Origin of the sequence: Thermosporothrix hazakensis, from assembly GCF_003253565.1 — a bacterium.
GTDB lineage: Bacteria > Chloroflexota > Ktedonobacteria > Ktedonobacterales > Ktedonobacteraceae > Thermosporothrix > Thermosporothrix hazakensis.
In genome coordinates this window covers 24,632-48,887 of the sequence record NZ_QKUF01000020.1, presented here as the reverse complement: position 1 = coordinate 48,887, position 24,256 = coordinate 24,632, and the positions used below count along the sequence as shown (strand labels likewise).

Annotated in this window: 18 protein-coding genes; 15 read left to right on the top strand and 3 right to left on the bottom strand. The window is 56.5% G+C overall.

Annotated features, from left to right (window positions below; genetic code table 11):
* Positions 1-124 precede the first annotated feature (124 nt).
* On the bottom strand, positions 125-394 hold the full coding sequence (locus EI42_RS21960) for a metal-sensitive transcriptional regulator (RefSeq protein WP_111324788.1): 270 nt from the start codon (positions 392-394) through the stop codon (positions 125-127).
* 313 nt (positions 395-707) lie between these two features.
* Here EI42_RS21960 and EI42_RS21955 point away from each other — a divergent pair, with 313 nt between their 5' ends.
* The 7 genes from EI42_RS21955 (at position 708) to EI42_RS21925 (ending at position 12,199) form a co-directional block, all read left to right on the top strand.
* On the top strand, positions 708-1,829 hold the full coding sequence (locus tag EI42_RS21955) for a WD40/YVTN/BNR-like repeat-containing protein (protein WP_111324787.1): 1,122 nt from the start codon (positions 708-710) through the stop codon (positions 1,827-1,829).
* A gap of 160 nt (positions 1,830-1,989) precedes the next feature.
* A complete protein-coding gene (locus EI42_RS21950) occupies positions 1,990-2,424 on the top strand; it encodes a FixH family protein (RefSeq protein ID WP_111324786.1) in 435 nt (144 codons plus the stop codon).
* Positions 2,421-3,548, top strand: a complete 1,128-nt coding sequence (locus tag EI42_RS21945; RefSeq protein ID WP_111324785.1) for a HAMP domain-containing sensor histidine kinase — start codon at positions 2,421-2,423, stop codon at positions 3,546-3,548. Before EI42_RS21950 ends, EI42_RS21945 begins: the two co-directional genes overlap by 4 nt.
* Positions 3,499-4,194, top strand: a complete 696-nt coding sequence (locus EI42_RS21940; RefSeq protein WP_111324784.1) for a response regulator transcription factor — start codon at positions 3,499-3,501, stop codon at positions 4,192-4,194. Before EI42_RS21945 ends, EI42_RS21940 begins: the two co-directional genes overlap by 50 nt.
* 187 nt (positions 4,195-4,381) lie before the next feature.
* The gene (locus EI42_RS21935) at positions 4,382-7,174 is read left to right on the top strand and encodes a dynamin family protein (protein ID WP_111324783.1); all 2,793 of its coding nucleotides are present in this window, start codon (positions 4,382-4,384) and stop codon (positions 7,172-7,174) included.
* A 189-nt stretch (positions 7,175-7,363) separates the two neighbouring features.
* Entirely contained in the window at positions 7,364-9,721 is a 2,358-nt protein-coding gene (locus tag EI42_RS21930; RefSeq protein WP_111324782.1) for a glycoside hydrolase family 31 protein, read from the top strand.
* A 216-nt stretch (positions 9,722-9,937) separates the two neighbouring features.
* The gene (locus EI42_RS21925; protein WP_111324781.1) at positions 9,938-12,199 is read left to right on the top strand and encodes an ATP-dependent helicase; all 2,262 of its coding nucleotides are present in this window, start codon (positions 9,938-9,940) and stop codon (positions 12,197-12,199) included.
* 18 nt (positions 12,200-12,217) lie between these two features.
* On the opposite strand, the gene EI42_RS21920 is transcribed toward EI42_RS21925, so the two are convergent.
* Positions 12,218-13,159: a LysR family transcriptional regulator gene (locus tag EI42_RS21920; protein WP_111324780.1), complete on the bottom strand. Its 942-nt coding sequence runs from the start codon at positions 13,157-13,159 to the stop codon at positions 12,218-12,220.
* Between the two features lie 286 nt (positions 13,160-13,445).
* On the opposite strand from EI42_RS21920, the gene EI42_RS21915 reads away from it, so the two are divergent.
* From EI42_RS21915 to EI42_RS21900, 4 genes are all read left to right on the top strand, one after another.
* Positions 13,446-14,204 carry a thioesterase II family protein gene (locus tag EI42_RS21915; RefSeq protein WP_111324779.1) on the top strand — a complete coding sequence of 253 codons (759 nt, stop codon included), beginning with the start codon at positions 13,446-13,448 and terminating at the stop codon, positions 14,202-14,204.
* A 233-nt stretch (positions 14,205-14,437) separates the two neighbouring features.
* Positions 14,438-15,019 carry a hypothetical protein gene (locus tag EI42_RS21910; protein WP_211326307.1) on the top strand — a complete coding sequence of 194 codons (582 nt, stop codon included), beginning with the start codon at positions 14,438-14,440 and terminating at the stop codon, positions 15,017-15,019.
* 211 nt (positions 15,020-15,230) lie between these two features.
* Positions 15,231-15,779, top strand: coding sequence for a zinc ribbon domain-containing protein (locus EI42_RS21905; protein WP_111324777.1), 549 nt, complete (start codon positions 15,231-15,233; stop codon positions 15,777-15,779).
* Between the two features lie 17 nt (positions 15,780-15,796).
* Positions 15,797-16,315 carry a hypothetical protein gene (locus EI42_RS21900; RefSeq protein WP_111324776.1) on the top strand — a complete coding sequence of 173 codons (519 nt, stop codon included), beginning with the start codon at positions 15,797-15,799 and terminating at the stop codon, positions 16,313-16,315.
* 52 nt (positions 16,316-16,367) lie between these two features.
* Here the strand turns inward: EI42_RS21900 and EI42_RS21895 are convergent, their stop codons facing one another.
* Positions 16,368-18,800: a valine--tRNA ligase gene (locus EI42_RS21895; RefSeq protein WP_170142820.1), complete on the bottom strand. Its 2,433-nt coding sequence runs from the start codon at positions 18,798-18,800 to the stop codon at positions 16,368-16,370.
* A gap of 468 nt (positions 18,801-19,268) precedes the next feature.
* Between EI42_RS21895 and EI42_RS21890 the strand changes: the two genes are divergently transcribed.
* From EI42_RS21890 to EI42_RS21875, 4 genes are all read left to right on the top strand, one after another.
* A complete protein-coding gene (locus tag EI42_RS21890; RefSeq protein ID WP_111324774.1) occupies positions 19,269-19,589 on the top strand; it encodes a DUF2171 domain-containing protein in 321 nt (106 codons plus the stop codon).
* Between the two features lie 354 nt (positions 19,590-19,943).
* Complete coding sequence (locus tag EI42_RS21885; RefSeq protein WP_111324773.1) at positions 19,944-21,065, top strand: sigma-70 family RNA polymerase sigma factor; 1,122 nt, start codon at positions 19,944-19,946, stop codon at positions 21,063-21,065.
* Between the two features lie 232 nt (positions 21,066-21,297).
* Positions 21,298-22,932: a glycosyltransferase family 39 protein gene (locus EI42_RS21880; protein ID WP_111324772.1), complete on the top strand. Its 1,635-nt coding sequence runs from the start codon at positions 21,298-21,300 to the stop codon at positions 22,930-22,932.
* 120 nt (positions 22,933-23,052) lie between these two features.
* On the top strand, positions 23,053-24,222 hold the full coding sequence (locus EI42_RS21875) for a glycosyltransferase family protein (protein WP_111324771.1): 1,170 nt from the start codon (positions 23,053-23,055) through the stop codon (positions 24,220-24,222).
* Positions 24,223-24,256 lie beyond the last annotated feature (34 nt).

Sequence of the window (24,256 nt, the reverse complement as noted above, 5' to 3'; positions counted from 1 at the left end):
TACTCCTTTTTTCGGGGTTGAGTAGCGGGATTCACAGTACTCATTTTTGGTACAGTATAAGGCGGGCAGGCAAGAAAAAAAGCTGCGGGGAAGCAATACCTCCGCAGCTTTGTCTGTTTGATGCTTAACGATTTCCGGCGATATCATAGAGCTGCACCAGCTCCTGAATCACTTCCTCTTCGCGCCCTCCCTTGATGCCCTCGGGCACACAGCTATGCAGGTGGCCCTCAAGAATCATATGCTCTATCTTCTCAATGGCTTTGCGCACCGCGTACGTCTGGCGTAAAATGTCTACACAATATTTATCATCCTCGACCATTTTACGGATTCCGGCTACATGTCCTTCGATGTAAGAGAGACGTTTTAAGACATCGCGTCGACGATCATCATGCATTGTTGCTATTCCTTTCCTTCTGACATGTCTTGCTGAAATAAGCCGGTACACACACTATACCACACCCGGGGGGGTTGGGCAAGGTGTCCAACTCTGACCTCATCCTTATACGCTTCGTCGTTTCTTGCACCTCACGGCAGCCTTTCCTGACAGGACCATCCCCACAGTGGAAAAGAGATGCTATGATATGAGTGTGGGCTTTGTAGCGCCTTCAGGGATGCTCGGAGGGGTGTCCCATAAAAGCGTGTAAAGCCGCCTATACAACCTGATTTCTCAATCGTCCTGTGATTCCGCATCAGCTAGAAAGAATCCTATGGCATCGACACCTGTACAGGTCGAAAACGATACACCAAAACCACCGAAGAAACCGGAGCGAGCTCGAAAACAACTGATCTTGCTCTTTCTGGCGGCGCTACTCGTTATTGCCGGTCTGACCGCCTGGCAGATGCTTGCCTCGTATAACGCCAGCACCGCACCAACCGTGCAGGGCCGACCGCTCTCAAATCCGAAAACGCACCTGCACTTTGTCGCACTGGGTGCCAGCTCGAATACCATGTATTTAGGCACCCACTACGGGCTCTTTACCAGCACGGATGGCGGCAAGACATGGCCCGAATCGAAAGGCGCACTCGATCATCTGATGATCACCGTCCTGGCAGTAAGCCCGAAAGACAGCAAGGCGATCGGCGTGGTCGCGACGCCAAGTACCAGCCAGAATTTTCCAATGGGCATGTATTTTACCGACAACGGCGGGCAAACCTGGGAATTGCGCAATCCTGCCAACCTGCCCGGTTCTGCCTACCCTTATACTATCACAGCCGGAACCGATACGCCCGGCCATTTCTATGCATTTTATCTCTATGCGGGCTGGTATGAAACCGGGGATTATGGCAAATCATGGAACAAGTTGCCCGCACAATCACTTCCAGAGATGCAGGCACCCAAATTGCTTCCCTTCCCCGATGATCCCCGTCATCTCCTGATCGGGGGTGAACAGGGGCTCTTCGAGAGCAAGGATAACGGCGCCACATGGCGGCAGCTCGATGGTATCAAGGGCAACGTGATGAGCCTGATAGGCTCGTTCGGCAAGCAAACGACCATCTACGCCGCGACCGATGAGGGCGTATATCACTGGGTACACACTGAGGCAACACCGCAGCCCACGCTTGCCAAATTGCCCGACGAGAAGACGATCACACGCCTTGCCACCGATCCCGCAGGCACCTTCCTGTATGGCATCGCAGGGCGTGAGGTCTGGGTTTCACACGATCAGGGGTCACACTGGACCAAGACCGCGCAGTTCGACCGCACCGATATCACCTCGCTGGTGGTAGATCCTGCCAACCCGCAACAGCTCTACGTCAGCCTGTTCCTGCCACCAAAGGTCATGCACAGTAGCGATGGGGGCAAAACATGGACGGCCTTAACAGAATAAGGACTTTTTGCAGCCAAAATAGGGAGATCTCCCAATAGACAAGCAGATACGTTGCACTCTAAGCTATTCCTTGATAGAATCCTATCAGGGAATAGCGCATTGTTCTCTGTTCTGATATGTACACTATCGATTCTCAGCTTAGCGGCTATTGAGGGCTATTATGCGCGTTCGACCTTTCTTCTGGCTTTTACTTTCCTGTACCTGTACCATCATACTGATCCTTGCGATCCTGTTGCCCACGCCTATGCCGGCCGAGCTGCGTTTCTCGATCGACCAGACAACGCTAGCAGCCGATACCATGACCGCGATCGATGTGCATATTCTCGACGCCGAGGGCCGACCGATCAAGCAGGCGGTGGTCACGCCTCAGGCCTATATGACGAATATGGTCATGGATGCCGGGCGCACCAGCGTGAAGGAGCTCGGCAACGGGCGCTATGTTGTGCGCATTCATTTGTATATGGCCGGTCCCTGGGCCATCAAGATCAAGGCGCAGGCAGATGGCTTTCTCACACTTGAAAAAACGGTCCATGTAGAGGTGCATGATGGGCAATCCACTTACCAGATTCAAAAAGGGTGTAGCAACTTCTTGTGAATAACATCACCCGCCTGTTCTCACGCTTCGTACAACGCTGGAAGCTTTCTCTCTTTGAGAAGGTTATCCTCGTCAATACCTTTGTCCTCCTGCTAGAAACAGTGGTCGCGCTCTGGATCACCAGCCACAACCTTGAGCGGAACCATTACCTGATTGATATGACCTTTATTGTCGTATCAACGCTGGCAACGCTTGTTATCACGATTGTGCTGCTCCGACTCAGCTTCCGCCCACTGTTTGGCCTGCTCACCACGATTCGTGAAGTGAGCCTGGGGAAAACGGATGCTCGCGCCTCCATCCGTTCCAGTGATACCGAGATCGATGAGCTGGCAGGAGCCTTTAACGGCATGCTCGACACGCTGGAAACGGTGCGCCGCGAGCGCTCATACCTGATTCTTCAGGCGCAGGAGGACGAACGCCGCCGCATCGCGCTGGAGCTCCATGACGAGGCAGGGCAGAATCTCACGGCGCTGCTGATCCATACTGAACTGTTGCAGCAACACCTTCAGGAGCCGCTCACGCCAGAGACACGCGCACAGCTTGCTGACGGGCTACAGCAGCTTACCCGGCTTGCTGAACACACCCTGGAAAATATTCGTGTCCTCTCGCAACAGTTGCGCCCGAGCGTCCTTGATGATCTTGGCCTTATTCCGGCGTTTCGCTGGCTTGTGGAAGACAGCCGCCGCTCGCTGCAACTGTCGGTCCAGCTCTCCATTCGCGGCTTCGATGATCGAGAGATCCGCCCGCTCCCACCGCTGTATGAAACGACGCTCTTCCGTATCGCACAGGAATGCCTGACCAATATCGCACGTCATGCAGGCACCACTGAAGCCAGCGTAGAGCTCTGGCGTACCGCTGAACAGGTCTGTGTTCGCGTGATCGACCGGGGATGCGGCTATGATCCCTCAACCCAACGCACCAGCTCCGGCATTGTGGGCATGCGTGAGCGCGCCACCCTGCTGAAAGGCACGCTCACGATCCGTTCTGCGCCCGGAGAGGGAACCGAGGTTCTCGCGGAACTGCCGCTCGCCCCGCTTCAGACGGCGACAAGCACATTGAAACAAGAGGAAGACTATGACAACCGAGGCGAAATCGATTCGCGTCTTACTGGCAGACGATCATGATATCTTGCGCCAGGGCCTGACGCTCCTGCTCAAGGCACAACCGGATATGACAGTTGTTGGCGAGGCTCGCAACGGCATCGAGGCGGTCGAGCAAGCGACACGCCTGCATCCAGATGTTGTTGTGCTGGACATCAGCATGAGTAAGATGGATGGAATGGAAGCCTGCCAGCGCATTCGGGCCCTGCTTCCCGCAACACAGGTGCTGATCCTTACCATGCACGAAAGCGAGGAATACTTTCTCCAGGCGCTTCGCATGGGCGCCGCGGGTTATATCGTGAAAAAGGCCGCGCCCGCCGACCTCTGCAATGCCGTGCGCACCATCGCCCACGGCGGCGCATTTCTGTATCCCGGGCTGGCTAAAGCGCTGATTCGCGAGTACCTCTCGCCGGAAACATCCCGAACGCTCCCCGAACCAAACGCGCAAGATCGCCCCAACCCGCTCAAACGGCTCACCGCCCGCGAGCTGGAAGTGCTGACGCTGGTCGCCGAGGGCCTGACCAATCAGCAGATCGCCGACCGGCTGGTAATCAGCATCAAGACGGTGCAGGCCCATCGTGCCAATATGATGGAGAAGCTCGGCCTTGCGGACATTACCCAGGTCGTGCGCTTTGCGATTCAGCACAAATTGATTTCGGCCGAGTGGTAACCAGCATAAAGCAATCAGTCGAGCAGGACAGGATAAAGATATATAAATAGATATATATCACTTTAAAGAAGTAAGCAGAAATGACAAATAGAAAACAATAGGTCATGTTTTATTGAAGTTGAGTTGCGCATGTGCTATGATCGAACTATATATTTTACCGCAACGGTAAAGGGGGATACATAGCCTCATGCAATTCATCAGGCAAAAACAACAGGTTACCACATGCCCACAGTGTGATAACGTCGTGCGGTTGGATGCGGAATTCTGCAATATCTGTGGAAAACGGCTCAAGGGATCGAACAGCAAAACGGCGCAGGCAACACCACAAACTCAGTTGCCTCAGACACAGATCCCCGCGTCAGTTATGCCACCCGCGCCGCTAACAGAGCCAATCGAAGAACAGGTTGAGGAGTACGTGGATGACGTGGACGAGGATCTCTTCACGCGAGAGGATGCAATCCCTCACCAGCACATCCCTGCTCCCCCGGCGGAAATCATCAATCAGTTACAGCATCTCATTGAGCAGTCGGGCCAGATGGAAAAATACTTCCCGGCAGACCTGCCCGACAAAGCGGAAAAGCTTTCGGCCTGGCGGAAGCAGCTTCAGCGCGCCCGCGCCTGCGCCGAGCTTTTTGAGCTCCCGCAAATGCTTCAGGTTGACCCCCAGCAGGCGTTCAAACTGCGCTACCACCTGTCGGAGGCCGCCCGCGCCCTCGATTTCACGCGCGAATATACCGTGAAGGTCATCGGCCATGCCGGCGCGGGCAAAAGTACCCTGCTGGCCGCGCTCATCGGACAGGATATCTTCCCTCGTCTGGCCGGCGGAGCCGTCACCGGAGTACGCACGCGCATTCGCCTCTGTGGCGAGCAGGAGCCCGAGGAAATGCGCGTCCACTTTATGACCCGGGCCACCTATGATGAGCTGGTCAAGCAAACACAGCAAGCGCTTCAGAACACCAGCAATCCACGAGCCAGAGAAGCGCTCTCGAACGAACTCGCGATCCTCGTCAAGGCAGGCGAAACCTACGGCGAGATCTACCTGCGCAGCGAACCACACATCGAGACGCTGCCCCGGAGCCGCTGGAAAGACGAGGGCAGCCGCTTCGTTGAAGAGCCAGCCCGCGACAGTCAGGAGCCACGCGTCATCCGGCTTGTAGACTATGTTGAGTATAAGGTCCATGCGGGCTCACGCTCGGCGCTGCCACCCGGCAGTATCCTTGTTGATCTCCCCGGCGGCTCCGCGGGCCAGCTCCGCCACGATGCCATTATGCGCGAAGAGCTCAACGACGTCGATGCGATTATTCTGGTCATCGGGAACAACCGCTTCGGCGACGACGACCGCACACAGCGCATCTTCGAGCTGGTTCGGCGCAAGATCGTGCAGGGGCGCTCGGCAGAGGTCGCGGCACGGATGGTCTTCCTTGCCGTCACCCACTGGGATGAGATCAACTCGTTCGCCAGCCTTGATAAGGCGCTCGGCAGCCTTCGCCCGCTCCTGCGTGACCTGCCCGCCGATTACGCCAGCTATCACCATCATGGTCCGAACAACGACTACTTCTTCTACCCGCTGCGAGGCCTTGATGCCCTGATGGCAACGCTCGGGCTGGAAAAGCAGAAGCTCGACCCCGACCGTGCACAGGAGGGACGTGAATATGTCGGGCGCGTGTTAAGCGTGTATCCCGAGTTACTCCAGCTTGACCCTTCGCTCCCCTCGACAGCCAACGCCCAGGACTTTCACCGTGTCAGCCAGAAGCAGCACGAGGCTATGCTGCGCTTTAGCGGCCTGCCCGCCCTGACACGCGACCTGCAATCCTTCCTGACCGACAATCGCTATGAGGTCCAGCTTCGACAGGCAGAAACGCAACTGGCGATGGCGCTGCAACATCTTGAGGATCTCTGCTGGGAACACCTGAATCAGAATGGCATCCACAGCCGCGACCTGCAAGAGTTGGAACAGGAAATGCATGCGCGCAAGCGGAAACGGGGCGCGACGCGCTTTGAGCTGCTCCAGAAGCGCACCAACGAGATGCACACCGCCTGGGCCGACGCCCTCAAGCAGTTCGACACGGTCATCAGCACCGATAACAACCCGTTCCATCGAGCACTTGCCACCGCCCATGAACGCGCGATGCGCCGCATTAAGATCCGAATCATGCAGGGCTATTTCGACGTCTTCATCAAGTCAAGCAGCCGCTCACAGGAGGCGTCACCGGCGATGGAGATCGGCACACGGTGGGTCGATATCGATGGGTGGGGCCTGATTCGCGCGCTCCGCCTCAGCTTCAGCGCCGCCCTTGAACGCGAGCTCAACGAGCCCGCTCGCACGCTGGCCGAAGCCTTCCTGATCCCGATCGCCCATAAGGAGGAGATTGATGGCACGCTCGATATTACCCGCGTGGCGCTTGGCGAGTTTGGCGGCGAGCTGGATGATATCCAGAAGTCCTACAACAAGCTGAAACGCGGCATCCGCGAGAAGGCCCGCGATGTCTGTCTGTATGTGACCATGAGCGAGCTGCTGAATGAGGAGAAGTATGCGCCCTCAAAGGATGATCCTGCTGTCAGCGCCCTCTATCACCTGATCTCGGCGCCGGGCAAACCGGAAGATATCGTGCAGCAGGCACGTCAACTGATGGGCCCCATTCTGGACGTTATCTGCGGCAATCTGGCACAAAGCACCGAAAAACGCATCGCGCATCTCTTCCGCTATGAGCTGGATAAGCTGGAAGAACGCACCATCTACGAGAGTGATCGGCTGGACGCCAACCCGAGCTGTGTTGCGGGTGCGTTCGCCGACCTGATTAACCGGCTCTATAGCCTGCTCACCGAGCGCGTGCTGACCTCCGATTCCCTGCGGCAACAACTGGATATGTTGCAGGATCAGCGCGAGGCTAGCGTTGACCGCTGGGTAGAACTGCTCCGCGAGACAGAGATGCTCCGAAGCTGCAAAGTGCTGACCCTGACGCAGCCAGGCGAGGCCTAGCGGCTGCTATCGAGAGAGAAACAGCAAACAGCCATTCATGTTCCACCTCCGCAGCGTCATCAGCCGGGAGAAGCGGACCGCCCGTCGGCTCGCTCCTCCCGGTCCGTCAGGCTTGTGAAAATGGTAAGATAGAGAGGAGAGAAAATAGAACCTCAACCATTGGGATGGGAGAGAAAGGAGCAAGCCCCGATGACAACACACGATTTCTCGCACACATTTACGGATATACATGAGTTGACCTATGACCATGTAGAGCAGAATGAACATATCTGGCAAGCCCGCGCGGGCGGCTTTGAAGGCTTTCTGGCAGCAGCCCCGCTTGGCACCGCTATCGTGCGGGTGCGGCTCATTCGCGGGACTACCTTTGATACCGCACGCTATCAGCTTGTAGACGGCGCTCCCGGGTCACTGCCCTATCATTCCTGGATTGTCGTTAAGGGCGACGAGCAATGGACACAACCGCCCGGCATGAGCCCGGAATCTCTTCAGCAGCAGCTCGCCACCTATCTGACCGGCTTCGCCGCGACCGCCGACAAGCTGCGCCTGAAACGGCCCCTTACGCCAGACGAGTGTATTTTTGGTCTGGGCGAACGTATCGGGCCAATGAATAACCGGGGACAGAGCTTCCCCGTCTGGAACATCGATCCCGCTGAACGCGCCGAAGCAACCGACCTGCCCAGTATGTATACCTCGATTCCCTTCTATATCGGCCTGCAACCAACCAGCGGACAGGCCTACGGCGTCCTGATCGACCATACAGGCTACCTGCACATGGATATGGGACGCACCGAGGAGAACGCCGCCGCAGTCACCATCGAGGGCGATCACCTGGTTGCCTACTTCTTCTCGGGCCCGACGCTCCAGCAGGTCATGCAGCAGTATACCGAGCTCACCGGGCGTATGCCCATGCCACCGCGTTGGGCGCTCGGGCACCATCAGTGCCGTTGGGGCTATCAGTCGGCGCAGGAGATCAGCGAGATCGCCCGCACGCTTCGCGAGCGCAATCATCCCGGTGACTCCCTCTGGCTCGATATCGACTATATGCGCGGCTATCGTTGCTTCACCTGGAATACCGACACCTTCCCCGAACCCGCTCAACTGGCCGAATCGCTGCATCAGCAGGGCTTTAAAATGGTCACAATTATCGATCCCGGCATCAAAATTGATGAGCAGTATCACGTCTATCAGCAACTACATACAAATCAGTATGCATGTCGCTACCCCGATGGGAAACCGTTTGAGGGCAATGTCTGGCCGGGACGCTGCGTCTTCCCCGACTACTCGCGGGCTGAGGTGCGCCGCTGGTGGGGAGATCTCTATAAAGAACTGCTAGATATCGGTGTGGATGGCATCTGGAACGACATGAATGAGCCAGCCCTGACGAATCAGCTTCTGGAGGGCGAGCAGCCCTTCCGCGAGGGTGAGAACACAATGGATGGCGCGGTCCTCCATCAGGCCGGAGGCGAGCAGCCAACCGGAGAAGATGGCCCACCCGTCACGCATCGCTTCTTCCACAACGCCTATGGCATGGAGATGGCTCGTGCCACCCGCGAAGGGCTCCAGCGGCTTCGCCCCGATGAGCGGCCCTTTGTGCTCTCACGTGCAGGCACGGCAGGCATTCAGCGCTACGCCGCCATCTGGACCGGCGATAATACCAGTAAATGGGAACATCTCTCGCTTGCTATCCGCATGTGCCTGAATATGAGTATGAGCGGCGTTCCCTTCGTTGGCTCCGACATCGGCGGGTTCTGGAAATCCAGCACGGGCGAACTGCTCACACGCTTTGCACAGCTTGGCGCGTTCCTCCCCTTCAGCCGCAATCACAACGCCCGCGACACCCACGCTCAGGAACCCTGGGCCTTCGGCGAGCCATACGAGAGCGCCTACCGCAAGGCCATCGAGACCCGCTATCGGCTCTTCCCGTACCTGTACACCCTCTTCCATCAGGCCGCAACCACGGGCAGCCCGATCCTGCGCCCGCTCTTCTACCACTATCCGAAGGACGAGCACACCTATGAGGATCAGGACGCTTTTCTCATCGGGGACACGCTGCTCTCGGCCCCCGTCACCACCGAAGGAGCAACCGAGCGCGAAGTCTACCTGCCTGAAGGGCGCTGGTTCGACTACTGGGACGGCACGGAGTATCCCGGGCGCGGCGTCAGCACGATTCCGGCTCCGCTGGACCGCTGGCCGCTCCTCGTGCGCTCGAACAGCATTCTTCCGAGTATGCCGCTGGTCCAGAACCTTGAGCAGCTTCCGAGCGAGACGCTGACCTTCACCTGCTATATGGCGGTTGATGGACTGGCAACCTATACACTCTATGAGGACGACGGTAGGTCGCTTGCCTATCAAAAGGGAGAGTACGCCCTGACCTCGGTCAGTTGTCGGGTGGATCGTGAGAGCATCACCATTCGTATCGATGAGCACCACGAGCGCTACAACCCGCACCATCGCGAATATGAAATCGTTGTGCTGATCGGCAACCAAACCTATCGCGAACGAGTCCGCGCCGGCCAGGGCAGCAGCACGCTTCGGATCGTGCTCTAAGCCTCAGATGGCAAGGGTCTGCAAACGCTCTGCGGGCCCTTCCATCCGCCTCACCCGCTCGCGGAGAGCGCTCATCTTCAGCAGGTACTCCCTGGTTGCCAACGCCCGTATCATCATGCTATAGTAGCTCACCGTGATGATACAAAAATTCTATGTGAAGAAAGCTGACGAGCGCTCACCCGAGCTAGATTCAAACAGTGAGGAAGAGATTCAGGAATGGCACCTCAGCGTAGCAAAAACAAGCAAACTCCATCTCTTTTTACTCCTAACCCTCAACAGGCCGCGGCAATTGCCCACACCGAAGGACCAGCCGCCTTTATCGCCGCTGCTGGCACCGGGAAAACGGCGATTCTGGTACAACGTCTGGTCCGCCTGATTGCGGAGGTCGGCGTTGCCCCGGAAGCGCTTCTCTGTGTCACATTTACGCGCGCAGCCGCCGACGAAATGGAGAAACGCGCCACGAAGGCCCTGCGCGAACGCGGCATCCCGGCAAAGGATCTCAAGGGACTGCGCGTTGTCACGTTCCACGGTCTGGGACACCAGATGCTCCGTGAAAAGCTTCAAATGAAGCCGCTGGAGCTCAATCGCCGCCTGCTCAGTGGAGACCCGCGCCAGTGGCTCGCCGAAGATATCGTGCGCCCGTGGAGAAGCAACCGCACACGCGGCATGAACTGGGAAGTCAACATTGCCGATGTGCTCGGAGCCGTCGACCGTGCGAAGGAGGAACTCATCAAGCCCGAGCAGTCGCTTGATTTCTTCCGGCGCTACCTGGGCATCGAATATGAGCTGGCTGCCCGTTATCAGGAATTCTTTGTCCGCTACGAAGAGACCAAGCAGAAAGAAAAGCTCTACGATCTCTCCGACCTGATCTACATTCCGCTGCTGTTGCTGGAAAGCAGCCCGAAATTCCGCAAAACCTGGCAGAATCGGTACCAGTATCTTCAGGTTGATGAGACGCAGGATACCAACCCTTCGCAATATAAGCTGATCCAGTATCTCGCCTCGCCGAAGCACAATGTAGTGGTAGTCGGCGACCCGGATCAGGCAATTTACGAGTTCCGTGGAGCCAGCCCCGAGGCCTCGATCCTCTCATTCAAGACCATGTATCCGAAAGGGAAGATCTATCGCATCGAGCAGAATTATCGCTCGACACCTCAGATCCTTGAGGCCGCGAACCGCCTGATTGCCCATAACGAGGTGACACCCGGCTTCGAGAAGGTCTTGCGCCCGACAAAGGCCGACGGCGCTCCGGTAATGGTCACAGCCTATGAAGATCAGGAGAGCGAAGCCGAGGGGGTCGCCATGCGCATCGAGAAGCTGGTGCGCACCTGGAAAGAGCAGCTCGAAAGCCTCTCCTATCGCGATATCTTTGTGCTTGCTCGCACCAACCATCACCTCGCGAACCTGGAAATCGCGCTCGCCCGGCATCGCATCCCATACCGAACGCTTGGCGGCTCGTCTTTCTTCAAACGCAAGACGACGCGCGACATTCTGGCCTATCTCACGCTCATTGATGGGGTGCGCGTGTATCAGGAGTTCCTCAACTCGCGCAACGGGCCCAACCCGCTCAAGCGCGACGATGTCTTCACGCCCGTGCATTGTGGCGAGCAAAACGCAGCCTTTCGCGTCGTCGCCAATATTCCTTCAAATCAGTATTTCGCGCGAACCGGCAAGACTTCGCACCGCTTCACGCCGACCTTCTTCGGGTCACTCACCGCATTCGCGGGCGGACAACCCCTGCTGCAATTCTGTGAGGAACAGGCCTATACCATCGCCTCAGAACATCAACTGGGGGTCAAGGACTTTGTCGGTCTGATCCGCAGCGTGTGGAGCAAGTGCGGCAACAAGCCAGCCGAGGCCATTCGCCTGATCCGCGAATATGCCTACGATACCCATTTGCGCCACTATGACAGCAAGCACAAAGAGAATCAGGACGAGGACGCCGAAACGCCCACACCACGCGAAGAAACCCGGCTGGAAGGTCGCTATGACGAGCTTGAGGAGCTGACCGAGATCGCGCAACGACATCAAAGCATCCGCCATTTTCTCCATGCGATGGCGCAGCTCAAGGAGCAGGCGGAGAATACCAGCAAGAATAAACGCGACTGTGTGAGCCTGATGACGGTGCACAAATCAAAGGGACTCGAAGCGCCCGCCGTCTTCGTCATGGGACTGACCGAGGGGATCTTTCCACATCGTCGCTCATACACGGTGGTCGAAGAGGGGCCGATCTCACCTCCGGGGATCGCCGAGGAGCGCCGCCTTGCCTATGTTGCCCTGACCCGAGCGCAACAGTTGTTGTTCCTGTCAACGATCACGCGCTATCGCGGCACTGATGCCGTTCCCTCGCGCTTCATCGCCGAGGCCGGGTTAACGCCACGAGACGAGGATGGCGTCCTGAATCCGTTCATCATGCGGCGTGATGGCTCCCCACGGAAAGCACCACCCCCAGAGGTCGAAACGCCGACGCTCTTCTAGAACGAGAGCACTGGCTGCTCAGGCGTCACGCGCGAGCTCATCGGGTGTTCGCCCCGGGAGCGTCTGCCGCCGCAGGAGTGACATTCTCAGCATCGCACAGAAGGCTTCGGCGGCACGCGACAACTGGCGGTCAGCGCGCTGAATCAGGCTGAGCGGCGGGCGCAGGTTCAATCCGAGAACCGGCACCTGAACCAGCTCGCCGCGCCTGAGCTCCCGCTGCACCGAAAGTGATGAGACAATCGCCGCACCGACGCCATTAATCACCATCTGCTTGACGGCTTCGTTATCGGTCAGGGTGAAGAGCGAGTGCAGCTCAACCCCGTGTTTCCGCAACTCCCGTTCAATAATATCACGCACGACACTCCCCTGCTCGCGCATAATCAGCTCCACTTCTCCCAGTGCACTGATTGGAACCTCCCCCTGCTTGCTCCACGGATGAGAGGGCGCGACGATCAGAATCATTTCATCATAGGTTGAGGCGGTCACTTCAATACCCGGCGGGAGCTGTCCCGGCTCGCCCTCAACCAGCCCGAAATCAAGCTTCCAGTTCAAAACGTTCTGCATGATTTCATAGGAGGTAAGAATTGAAATATGCAATATCACCTGTGGATAACGCGCACGAAACCGCGAGACCACCGGCGGCAGCAGATACGCGCCCGAATAGCGATTCGCCGCCATCGTGACTTCTCCGCCCTCAACATCTCGCAACGCCTCTATTGCGTCTTCCATCTCTCGTTCAAGCTCAAACAACTGACGCGCATAGCTCCGCAATACCCGACCGGCATGGGTCAGCGCGATACGTCTCCCCTGCCGCTCGATCAGTGCAAGCCCGAGTTCCTGTTCGAGGCTTTGCACGCTCTTGGTAACAGCCGGTTGACTCAGATGCAGCTCCTCGGCGGCACGCGTTACATGTTCAAATTCAGCAACTTTTAAGAAAACACGCAAATTTTGTAGATTCATATGGCCTGACCGATCAGAATAATGAATGTCTGACGCCTCGCTCCCACAGCAACCCGCTCCTCATGCAGTGTACCACGTTCCAGCGAGAAAAAGAACGCCTGCTTTCTTGCTCGGTTTCACGTAGTGCTTTTTTCTCATTCCATATCGTTTTATTCCGACTTTCCTGCTTCTGCCGCTGCCACTCTATTGACGAAACCAGAGGGAAAGCATAATGTAAGGCAGAGAAACCCTTTGGCCCTTACACACTTTTGTAGAAAGGATACAAGAAAGGACGTAGCAATTTATTATGAGTGCACTATCTATAGCTACACCCTGGCTGATATGCCCGCAAACAGCGCAGCAAGCCAGGCTTCGTCTCCTCTGCCTGCCATACGCAGGGGGTGGCGCGTCGGCCTATCGTTCCTGGCAACAGCAGCTTCCAGACACGATTGAGCTTTGCGCGGTGCAGTTACCGGGACACGAAACGCGCCTCAAGGAGCAGGCGTACACCCATCTCCCCTCATTAGTCGAAGCAATGGCCGAAGCACTCCTGCCCGTACTCGATCGCCCTTTCGCCATTTTCGGGCACAGCATGGGGGCACTGCTCAGCTTTGAGTTGACCCGTTACCTGCGCAAGCATGCACAGCGCAGCCCCGAGCATCTTTTTCTTTCAGGCTGCCGGGCCGCTCATCTGCCACGCACCGAGCCCGATGTCCATACCCTATCCGATGAGGGCCTGATTGATTATCTGCGCCGCTTTAATGGGACCCCTGAAGAGATTCTACAGAACGAAGAAATGATGCAGCTTCTGCTTCCCATCTTCCGCGCTGATTTCACGCTCTACGAGACCTACCAGTATCAGCATGAAGAGCCGCTTTCTTGCCCGATAACCGTCTTCGGAGGCCATCAGGACAGCAGTGTCAGCTACCAGCAGCTTCAGGCGTGGCGCGATCATACCCGAGGAGCCTTTGCCGCCCATATGCTGCCAGGGAACCATTTCTTCCTTCAGCCATCTCGTGATCAACTTCTGGCGCTTATCAAGCAAGCACTCAACCAAAATCAGTAAGGCATCTCTCACTATTTCTATGGATAAGCATGGGATGGGCTGCCAGCGCTTCCCTTACCCTATTTATGTATCACAACGGTCTTCCGGGTGTGACCTATCCCGGAAGACCTCCCTATTTGTGCATAGGCGCCCCTATACGTTCTTCTCCTTATAGAAGCCCCGGTGATATGATACAGATACGCGCCGGAACAGTGAGAGGAGAAAGCATGAAGCCCTGTCCATTGTGTGGATATGTGAATACAGCAAGGAGTTCCTTTTGTGAGGGATGCGGATGCTCTCTAGAAGCCGAACGCCACGGCTCTCCCGAGAGACAACAGCAGGAAATGATGATGCAGGACCCGTACGAGATGCCCCAGGCCGATGAACTGTATATGCCACCACCGCTCACAACGCCTCATGCCTCCGCCTTCGATATGACGATTACCCCGCCACGCAATTCGTTTGCCGAGCTGCTTATCAACGCGGTGGTCGCGCTCTGGGGGACGCTGTGTAGCGCGTTCGGCCTCAGCGGGCTGGTAATGAGCTTCACCGAAAATAGTCTGGCAATTGTCGGGGCGGCGGCGCTCGGACTCATTGTCAGTGTGGCGGCCTGTATCCTGCTTCTGATCCGGCAATATCATCGACATGCCCGTATTTCCATGAGCAAAAGGCTTGGCGCGGTGCTCACTGTGGCGCTCCTCGGCTTTGTTGCCCTGCTGCTTGGCGTCGGCTGGCTTCCCGAAGCGGTGGGCGGAGGCGACCAATTTACCTATCGCATACTCGGGATTGTTTTTCTGCTCTACGGCATCCTGAACGAAATCATTGCTACATATTAATATCCTCCCTGGTTCTGAGTAGAGAGAAGAAATGCAGGAGTCGTCAATGTACGTGGCGGCTCCTCTTTTGACGTATTTTCAGGAAGATCGAGCCATATCACTATACAAAGGCACTGCTGAAAGAGTATACTAAGGACGGAAACCCTGCAAATTTGATCAAATAGAGTTTTCTCCATGTTATCAGATAAAACACACTGCTAAAAGGTCATCTATGAAACATATGTGTGCCTCCTGTGGCTATCCAAACATAGACACGTACAAACACTGTGAACGCTGTGGGAGCGAGCTCATCAAGCCTCAGACACATGGCTACGCCGAAAAGGTCGAGCCTCTATCCCGAGGACAACTGCAAGTGCAGGCAAAACCGGTACAGCTTACGTCTCCCGAGCGAGCCGAACGTACCGTGCTCGGAACAATTGTCACCATGCTGCTCTATACGTGGGGAACCATGATTCAGTTCGGCGCCACCCTCTTCCTGACATCACCAGACTTTGATGCAAACGTACGCGCGGGAGCAGCGGTTGCGGGCCTGCTTGTCCTGATTATCGGCGTTGTTCGCCTGCTTCTACTGCTGATTTACCATAAACGCCCATATCTGCTGACGGTTCGCCGCGTGGTACTGTCGCTGTTTGCCCTGTTCCCGCTGATCCTGATTGTGATATGGCTCGCAACAACACAGGTTGGGGGAACACAATTGGCCCTTACGGTACCGTTTCTCTTTCTCTATGGCACACTGGTCACTATTCTGGCAACTATTTAAGAAGGATTGCTTCTCCTATGAAAGAAAAAACATGTCAGGACTGCCAGCGCGTCAGTCCACCCGATTTCCACTATTGCGGTTTCTGTGGCAAGCCCTTTGAGCAACCGCCGGCCTATGAGTACGCTCAACAAGCCCTCGCACCGGCACAACAACAGCAGCAGATCCTGATCCAGTCATCCGGGAAGATACGCGCACCGCTCAGCACCGCCCTTTCACTCCTGTTCTACATATTTGGTTTTTCTATCTTCATGACGGGACTCACGCACCTCAGCGAGAAAGTAATATATATCTCTCCTTTCGCCCTTATTCTATTTTTGATACCATTACTTTTTCTATTTCCTAAAAATACCAGAATTCCATCACCGGAACGGAGATTCAGGAAGCCGCTCCTGCTCTGGTGGCAGCGCCTGCTGCTGATCGTCTGCTGTACCATACTCGCGGCGCTCTACCTGCTATTTCTCAGAAGCCCTCTCAATATCTACCCATTACTTCTCATTGTCTACGGAATTCTCTGTATGTTCATTGCCTGTCTATAATGAGGATATTGAGGAGCGGCGCCCACGAAAGCCAGAGCGCCGCTCGTATGCGCTATTGGATGGAGATGGTCAGCGGCTCGCCAGCCTGCGCCTCAAACTGGACCTCACGTGCCCGGGTCGCGCTCTGAATATCGGTCAGCGTGGCCTGTAACGCGGGCTGGAGCGCTGGCCGAACGCGTATCCTCAGGCAGGCGAGCTCTGCGGCGAGCGAGAGACCATGAGCCGCCTTATAGCGTCGAACCTGCTGAAGCAGCTCCAGCAGTGCCGAGCCGACCGCTTCCGCCTCGGGATCATGCCATTCCAACCATTCCAGCGGCCACGACGCTCGATGCAGCGAGACATCACCCGAGCGCTCCCGGAAAAGCCCCTGATAGATCTGCTCGGTGACGAAGGGCAGGTAGGGCGCGAACAGCTTAAGAACAGCCAGCAACGCCTGATAGAGCGTCCAGCGCGCCGCCAGACGTTCCGCGCCATCCGCCTGATAGAGCCGTCCCTTGATCAGCTCCAGGTAGTTATCACAGAGATCATTCCAGAAGAAGCGCTCTATCTCTGCCCGCGCCGTCGCATACTCATTTTTGCGAAGTTCGGCAGTCGCGACCTCAACCGTCTGGGCCAGCCGCGAGAGCAGCCAGCGATCAACCGGGAGCAACAGCGCCGGACGGTGCGCGATCTCATCCCGGGTCAGGTCGCTGATATGCCGCTGGGCAAAGCGAGCCGCGTTCCAGAGCTTGGTGACGAGACGGCGCCCGGTCGCGACGCTCGCCTGATTGTAGAAGGTATCCAGCCCGGTGCGAATGCCGGTCGCCCAGTAGCGCAATGCATCCGCCGACTCCTGCTCGATCAGATGCCCGGGCTCGTAGCGGCTATTCCCCTTCGACTTCGAGAATTTGACGCTCTTCTCAGCAAGCGCAAAGCCTGAGATCATGATTTCCTTCCAGGGCGCCCGACCGGTGTGATAGAGCGCCTTGACCAGCGTATAAAACGCCCAGGTCCGAATGATATCGTGCGCTTGCGGGCGCAAACTCGCCGGATAGTGACGGGCGAACCAATCAGGATCATCCAGCAGACGTCCGATCAAAAGCGGCGAGCAGGACGAGGTCGCCCAGGTATCCATGACATCACGCTCGGGCTCGAAATCCAGAGCGCCACAGTCACACGGCTCATCAGGGAGCACCTGGCGCGGATCGAGCGGCAACTGCTCCGGGCGGGCCAGCTTCAGCGTGCCACAGGCGCGGCAGGTCCACGCCGGGAACGGAATACCCCAGTAGCGCTGACGCGAGATGCACCAATCCCATTGCAGATTCTCAACCCAGTGCTCATAGCGCGTCTGCATGTGAGCGGGCTGCCAGCGAAGCGAGCGTCCAAGCTCAAGCAGCCGCTCCTTCTGGTCCAGAACGCGAACGAACCACTGACGCGTGTGGAGATACTCGACCGGAGTTCCACACCGCTCATGCGTGCCTAGCGTGTGCTCAATCTGCTCCTGATGCAGAATCAAGCCCTCGGCGGCCAGCCATGCCAGAATGCGTTCACGTGCCTGCTTGATCGAGATTCCGGCAAGCGGCCCGGCAAGCTCAGTCATACGGCCATCGCGCCCGATCGCCTGACGAAGCGGCAGGTTATGGGTACGCCACCAGAAAATGTCAGTCGAGTCGCCAAAGGTGCAGCACATAACCGCACCGGTTCCCTTCTGCGGGTCAACGCGCTCATCGGCAAGCAGGGGAACCGTGATCTGCTCCTGTGGCGAAAAACCGGCGCTCGCAATCGAGGCAGTCCGCCCGACAAGATGAGCATAACGGCTGTCCTGTGGATGAATAAAGATGGCGACACAGGCCGGAAGCAGCTCGGGGCGCGTCGTCGCGATGGGGAGCGTCGCGCCATCAGCGAGCGAAAACGCAATCGTCGTAAAGCGCGTGGTATCTGTCAGGTCGTCGACCTCAGCCTGAGCGATTGCGGTGCGACACTCAGGACACCAGAGGACGGGAGCCTGCTGCGTGTAGATGCGGCCCTGCCTGTAGAGCTCAAGGAACGACCATTGCGAGATGCGCTGCGCCTCCGGTGAACTGCTGCTATAGCGATAGCGCCAATCAACACTCAGACCAAGCCGCTGCCAGAGCGCCGCGAAGCGATCCTCCGCCTGTTCCGTGATCTCACGACAGGCACGCAGAAACTCAACCGGTTCCATCTCGGTCGCCTTGCGCTTGAGCGTCTTTTCAACGAAGCGCTCGGTAGGCAGGCCGTTATCATCAAAGCCCATCGGGTACAGAACCCGTTCGCCGAGCATGCGATGAAAACGAGCAATAACATCTGTCTGCGTGTATGAGAAGCAATGTCCCAGATGCAGCTCACCCGAAACGGTGGGAGGAGGTGTATCAATCGTGTAGGTCGGGCCCGATCCCTGTGGATCATAGGCATAGATGCCCTGTTCGGCCCAGAAGTGGATCAGATGTGGTTCCGCTGTAAGAAAATGATAGCGGTCGGGCAACATAGATGGTACTCCTTCGTTGTGATCTATCCGCGCCGCCGTCACATAAGGACGAGGGCAGCGCGACTCGTGGTACCACCTTAGTTCAATAGCGGGCCCGCCCAACCCTGGGCCAGCTATCCTCATTTCAGCGTTAACGGGCTGACCCCGGAAACCCCTGACATGCCATGCCGGCATCTCGAAGCTTCGACTCACAGGCCACGTTCACGGCTCGCAACTGAAAGGAGCTTCCACCCGGTGACTCCTCTTCTCTGGCAGTCCGATAACCCTACTCCGCCTGCTCTTCGTCTTCTTCCTTATTAAACAGTAGCAATAGTATACCATCGCCCCGGCCCCAAAAACAAGCCTGCATCTTTCTTTCGCTGAAGCGTCCCGTTCCGTCTGAAACTCTTTCTTGCTTCCAAACGTGAACAGCACAGAAACAGAAGCGTAAGGAATGGAACATTGTTCAGAAGGAAGGGGTATTGCATTATGAGTCAGTGGAAGCAAGAACAGTTCAAGAAGGGTATGGAAGTCTATTCCTCCGCGGACGAAGATCTCGGCCATATAGAGAACATTTTCGATGACTGCATTCAGGTGCAGAAGGGCATCATCTTCCACAAAGATCGATATATCCCATATGATGCAATCGCCTCGGTCGACGCGGACGCGAACCGTGTCTATCTGCTGGTGAGCAAGGCCGAAGCGAAAGAGATGCAGTGGGATCTTCGCCCGAGCGAGAAACTGGCGGATCCAGTTGGCTATACATATGATCAGGGGCACCTGCCCGATAGCCCACCGCCAATGGCATAAGATGACCCGGCGCTCTCCTGAGGGGGAGCGCCTTTTTTTGCCAGCGGAAAGCCCCCTATACACCATACCTGATACGCCACTTAACGCGCCTCGAACCCGCACCTTTTTTGAAAATAGCGACAAAAAATGAATACGATATACGGTTAGAACCTTATCTTATTTAGGGTAATTACCCGATGTATTTCTGTATTTTGTCTTATACAATACAGACAAACAAGATCTAATTTTGTGACACAGATCCGGACACATACCTACTCAGCACTATCAAGCCATCATGCTTGTGCGTACTGACCACGAGGCCATGGGGGCCGACGCTGATTCTGTCGGTTATTGTCCTGAAGGGAGCGTGGAAGCATGGCTATCATTGACCCTGTTCGCGACGAACGTCGGGCATTGCTTGATTGGAATACAGCAACGCCAGACGAAATAGACACCGACGAACATACCGTTTTCAAAGAGGAAATCGGACACACTCCTGTACCCAAGCGTAGGGGATACCGGAAAACTGACTCCCTCTCTGAGCTCAATGACCTTGAGGTAGGGGCTGATCTCTTCTACTCAGAAGATGAGCTTGAAACGGACGAAGAGGAGTTCGCGACAAACCCTACCCGTTCTCGTAGTGATGGCATTACTCGCACAAAGCACTCTTCCGGCTCGGAAGACGCGTTTCAGAGCTATCTCCGCGATATTCGCGGCCTCGGCCTGCTCTCACATGCCGAGGAAATTGACCTCGCACAACGCGCCGCCGCCGGAGACGAAAGAGCGAAACGAAAACTGATTGAGTCGAATTTACGTCTGGTCATCTCTATTGCCCGTCGTTACACCAGCACCGGGGTCCCACTTGTCGATCTGATTCAAGAAGGGAATCTGGGACTGATCCGCGCCGCCGAAAAGTTCGACTATCAGCGCGGCTGCCACTTTGGCACCTATGCCACGTGGTGGATTCGACAGGCAGTCAGCCGAGCAGCGGGCGAACAGTCACGCATGATCCATTTACCGGAACATGTTGCTACCCGCCTGCGCAAAGTACGCCGCGTGGCCGCTCAGCTCTCGCAGGAAAACGGCCTCGATCCATTGCCTGAGCAAATTGCTGCCGCCTGCAACTTTGCCGTTGATGAGGTGAAAGACCTGCTGGGCGTCATCGAACAGCCGGTCTCGCTTGATGCGCCGGTTGATGACGACACTCGTTATGCTCTTTCTGATACGCTGGAGGACAGTACAACTCCCTCTCCGTCGGAGACCGCGTCACAGCATCTTCTCGGCGAGGAGCTCCACCGCGCATTGTCTGTGCTGACACCACGGGAGCGCTCGGTCATCATGCTGCGCTACGGTATCGGAGATGGGCGCAGCCGCACACTCCTGGAAGTCGGGAAAGAGCTAGGCATCTCCCGGGAACGCGTCCGACAACTCGAAGTAGTCGCGCTCACCAAGCTGCGCGGCGTTACCAGCAAATACGCGCTTCATGAGTGCGTTTAAGATACATTTACACGTATAAATTATCATTGTTTATTGTATCTGCAGCTCCCGCTACAGGAGTTGTCTGAACACGGTATTATCTCTATCCAGGGCACCCGAGTGGTGCCCTTTTTTTCTGCTTGAGCACGAGCTTGACCTGTGTTATAATGCGCTCGACATTCTACCGGTCCTATCGGCGCACACCGCAACTGGCTTGCTCTATTTCTATTCAGATGAGGTCTATACTGAAGTCATGGGAGAGCTTGTATCATCTCGTTCAAGTGCGACAGAGACAGAAGCAGCCCGCTACTCCTCTACTTCGCACCTCCTCGCGCTTTCCCTCTCCCTTTTTTTGACCGCAGTGGCGCTCGTTCCCCGTGTCCTGCTGGCAACCCGGCTCGATATGGTGACAGATGAGATCGTCTATTTTCGGGCCGGTCGTCTCTATTTCCCGCTCGTCACCCACCTGCAATTCTGGTCAACCGCGTGGAGCTACAACTATGAGCACCCACCCCTGGTCAAGCTGCTGATCGGGGCAGCGCTGGCCCTCAACAACACCATCGGACACCCGCTGCCCGACCTGCTGGCGGCGCGGCTCCCGGGGCTACTCAGCGGTACCCTGCTGCTCCCGGCGATCTATCTCCTCGGGCGGCGTCCGTTCGGAGCTCAGGCGGCATTTCTCGCTGCACTCAGCCTGGCGCTCAGTCCGTGGCTCAGCTATTTTAGCGCTCTGGCATATCTGGATATGCCCATGACCACGCTCATCACGGTGGCCTTCCTGCTGATCTGGCATGCACGTGCCCGTCCGGGACTCTATCCGGTCGCAGCCGCCCTTGCCGCGCTTGCTTTCGCCAGCAAATATACCGCGATCCTGGCAGTACCGCCCATGATCCTCTATACCCTCTATCACTTCTGCGTGCTTGAGCGGCGACGACCTCCGCTGAAATATGGCTTGCTTGCGGTTGGCATTGGCGTGCTGGTCTTTCTGCTGGCTGATCCCGCAATCTGGACGAACCCGCCGAAGCGGCTCTATCACAGCTTTCTCTTCGAGCTTCAGCACGCCATCAACGGGCATGATTTCTTTCTGGCAGGACACTATATGACGCATGTCCCACGCTGGACCGTGCTGTACATCCTGCTGGTCAAACTCAGCGTGTTCCTGACCATTCCAGCGGGGCTTTTCCTGCTCTACGGGCTATTTCAGCTTGTTCGCTTCCACCTGCGCCCCACGATGGAGCTGGAGCGAGCCAGCGCACTTGCTTTCGGCGTCTGCTGGCTTGGCGGCCTGTTGCTGACCTTCTGCCTGCTCAACATCGTGGTCGGGACGCACTATCACCTGCCGCTGGCTCCCGCTGTGGCGCTAACTGGCTGTGCCGCTCTCGTTGCCGTACTCAAGGCGGGGCTGGCCCGTATACCGCGCCCTCATCCGGCTTATGTGCTTGTGCCTGCGCTGCTGGCAACCTGTACCTCACACCTGCTTGGTCTGCTTACCGTACCCGCGGCTGAGGGCTACACCAGCGAGCCATTTCAGGGGGAGAACACGACACTTCAGGTCGCCTATCCGGGCTATCGAGACGCCGTGCTCTGGCTGGCGCAGCACACCGACAAACCGGCCCGCGTCGGCCTGGTCGCCCGAGACCAGACGCTTGATAAAAAGATCGATGACCTGAGCTGGTTTGCTTTCAACCGGGATCTCCCCGCCCGCTTTCAACTGGAAGAGGTCACGCCGGACCAGCCTGCGGAGGTCTATCAGCGCTATGATTACCTGATCTGGCCGGCCCACCTGCAACAGCGCAACGCCCCGCTTCCCGCGCCCTGGGCTCACCATATCATCTATGTGTTCACAGGTGGGCAGACGACCTATTGTGTGATCGCAGCACGCCCCTGAAGTCGCGCCCGCTTGACAGTGGCGAGCTTCGTTCATATACTACATGACGACCCTCCGCAGAGGTATATCAACAGGTTTTGCTCCCGCAACAAACGCGTAAGGAAGGTCGTCATCTATTTCATGCGTATTCAAAGGCTGTATCATAAGTATATTGCGCTTAAAAGAACCCCGATCCGTGACACTATCTGGTTATTTATTGTCACGCGCCTTGTCCTCTTTGCTGTGACCTATTTTGCCTATCTGCTGCTGACGACCCCAACCTATCTGGCGAAAATTGTGACGGTCCCTTCTCTGCTTTCCGCCTGGAACCTGGGAGAGTCGACAGACTATATTCGTATTGCCCGGTATGGCTATCAATCGCTGAGTGATTTTGCCTATTTTCCGCTCTATCCGCTGCTCGTGGGAGCAGTGGGCAACCTGACTGGCAACTATTTCCTTGTCGGCATGATCCTGAGCAATCTGGCTTTTCTGGCAGCACTGATTTTCCTCTATCATATTATTGCTTTCTCTATCGAAGAAAAAGTCGCCCATTACACGATTCTCTATTATTGTATCTTTCCGACCTCCTTTTATTTTTTTACGGCCTATAACACGTCTTTCCTGTTGCTCTTTTCGGTCGGGACATTCTGGGCGCTGCAACGGCGCTACTGGTGGCGTGCCGGGCTGTTTGGCATGCTGGCTTCCCTGACCTCACCGTTTGGCCTGTTGTTGCTGCTTCCCTATCTGGCGACGCTGATCGCCGAACGGAGAGCCCTGTTCTCGAGCGTGTTTGCCTTCCTGAATGGCATAACACCTCTTTTGCTGTTTCCCTTTTGTATTCTCTTTATTAACTATTGTGCCTGGTTGGCGACCGGTGACCGTCTCGCCCTGCTGACAGTCGAGTTGCAGTCGGGACGCGAGTTCACCTATCCCTGGGAAGGGATCATACAGACATTCAGCATGCTCTTCGGGCCGCATGCGCTCCCTGCCGGCTCGTCGCTTCAGGTACACCTGATTATCGATCTCTGTATCACCCTGTTCTTTCTGGTCCTGTGGGTTGTGGGGCTGTTTCGGCTTCCATTTCGGTACTCGCTCTGGTCATTCGGTGTCCTCTTTGTGCTGCTCTCATTTCCGGCACAGGAGAGCCCCGACGTCTTGCAGCCCAATCAGCACATGCTGCTTCTGCTTTTTCCTATGCTGCTCACGCTCGCATTTCAGGGGAAAAAGCATCCTGGATTCCATCAATCGCTCTTCCTGATTTTTCCTGTTTTTCTGGCACTTTTCAGCATTACCTTTATTCTTCAACCTTGAGCGCACCCTAAAATGGGGGGAAGCAGCGGTTTTT

Coding starts and splice junctions, on each gene's coding strand:
- EI42_RS21960 (WP_111324788.1), bottom strand. CDS start 394: ATGCATGATGATCGTCGACGCGATGTCTTAAAACGTCTCTCTTACATC.
- EI42_RS21955 (WP_111324787.1), top strand. CDS start 708: ATGGCATCGACACCTGTACAGGTCGAAAACGATACACCAAAACCACCG.
- EI42_RS21950 (WP_111324786.1), top strand. CDS start 1,990: ATGCGCGTTCGACCTTTCTTCTGGCTTTTACTTTCCTGTACCTGTACC.
- EI42_RS21940 (WP_111324784.1), top strand. CDS start 3,499: ATGACAACCGAGGCGAAATCGATTCGCGTCTTACTGGCAGACGATCAT.
- EI42_RS21935 (WP_111324783.1), top strand. CDS start 4,382: ATGCAATTCATCAGGCAAAAACAACAGGTTACCACATGCCCACAGTGT.
- EI42_RS21930 (WP_111324782.1), top strand. CDS start 7,364: ATGACAACACACGATTTCTCGCACACATTTACGGATATACATGAGTTG.
- EI42_RS21925 (WP_111324781.1), top strand. CDS start 9,938: ATGGCACCTCAGCGTAGCAAAAACAAGCAAACTCCATCTCTTTTTACT.
- EI42_RS21920 (WP_111324780.1), bottom strand. CDS start 13,159: ATGAATCTACAAAATTTGCGTGTTTTCTTAAAAGTTGCTGAATTTGAA.
- EI42_RS21915 (WP_111324779.1), top strand. CDS start 13,446: ATGAGTGCACTATCTATAGCTACACCCTGGCTGATATGCCCGCAAACA.
- EI42_RS21905 (WP_111324777.1), top strand. CDS start 15,231: ATGAAACATATGTGTGCCTCCTGTGGCTATCCAAACATAGACACGTAC.
- EI42_RS21900 (WP_111324776.1), top strand. CDS start 15,797: ATGAAAGAAAAAACATGTCAGGACTGCCAGCGCGTCAGTCCACCCGAT.
- EI42_RS21895 (WP_170142820.1), bottom strand. CDS start 18,800: ATGTTGCCCGACCGCTATCATTTTCTTACAGCGGAACCACATCTGATC.
- EI42_RS21890 (WP_111324774.1), top strand. CDS start 19,269: ATGAGTCAGTGGAAGCAAGAACAGTTCAAGAAGGGTATGGAAGTCTAT.
- EI42_RS21885 (WP_111324773.1), top strand. CDS start 19,944: ATGGCTATCATTGACCCTGTTCGCGACGAACGTCGGGCATTGCTTGAT.
- EI42_RS21880 (WP_111324772.1), top strand. CDS start 21,298: ATGGGAGAGCTTGTATCATCTCGTTCAAGTGCGACAGAGACAGAAGCA.
- EI42_RS21875 (WP_111324771.1), top strand. CDS start 23,053: ATGCGTATTCAAAGGCTGTATCATAAGTATATTGCGCTTAAAAGAACC.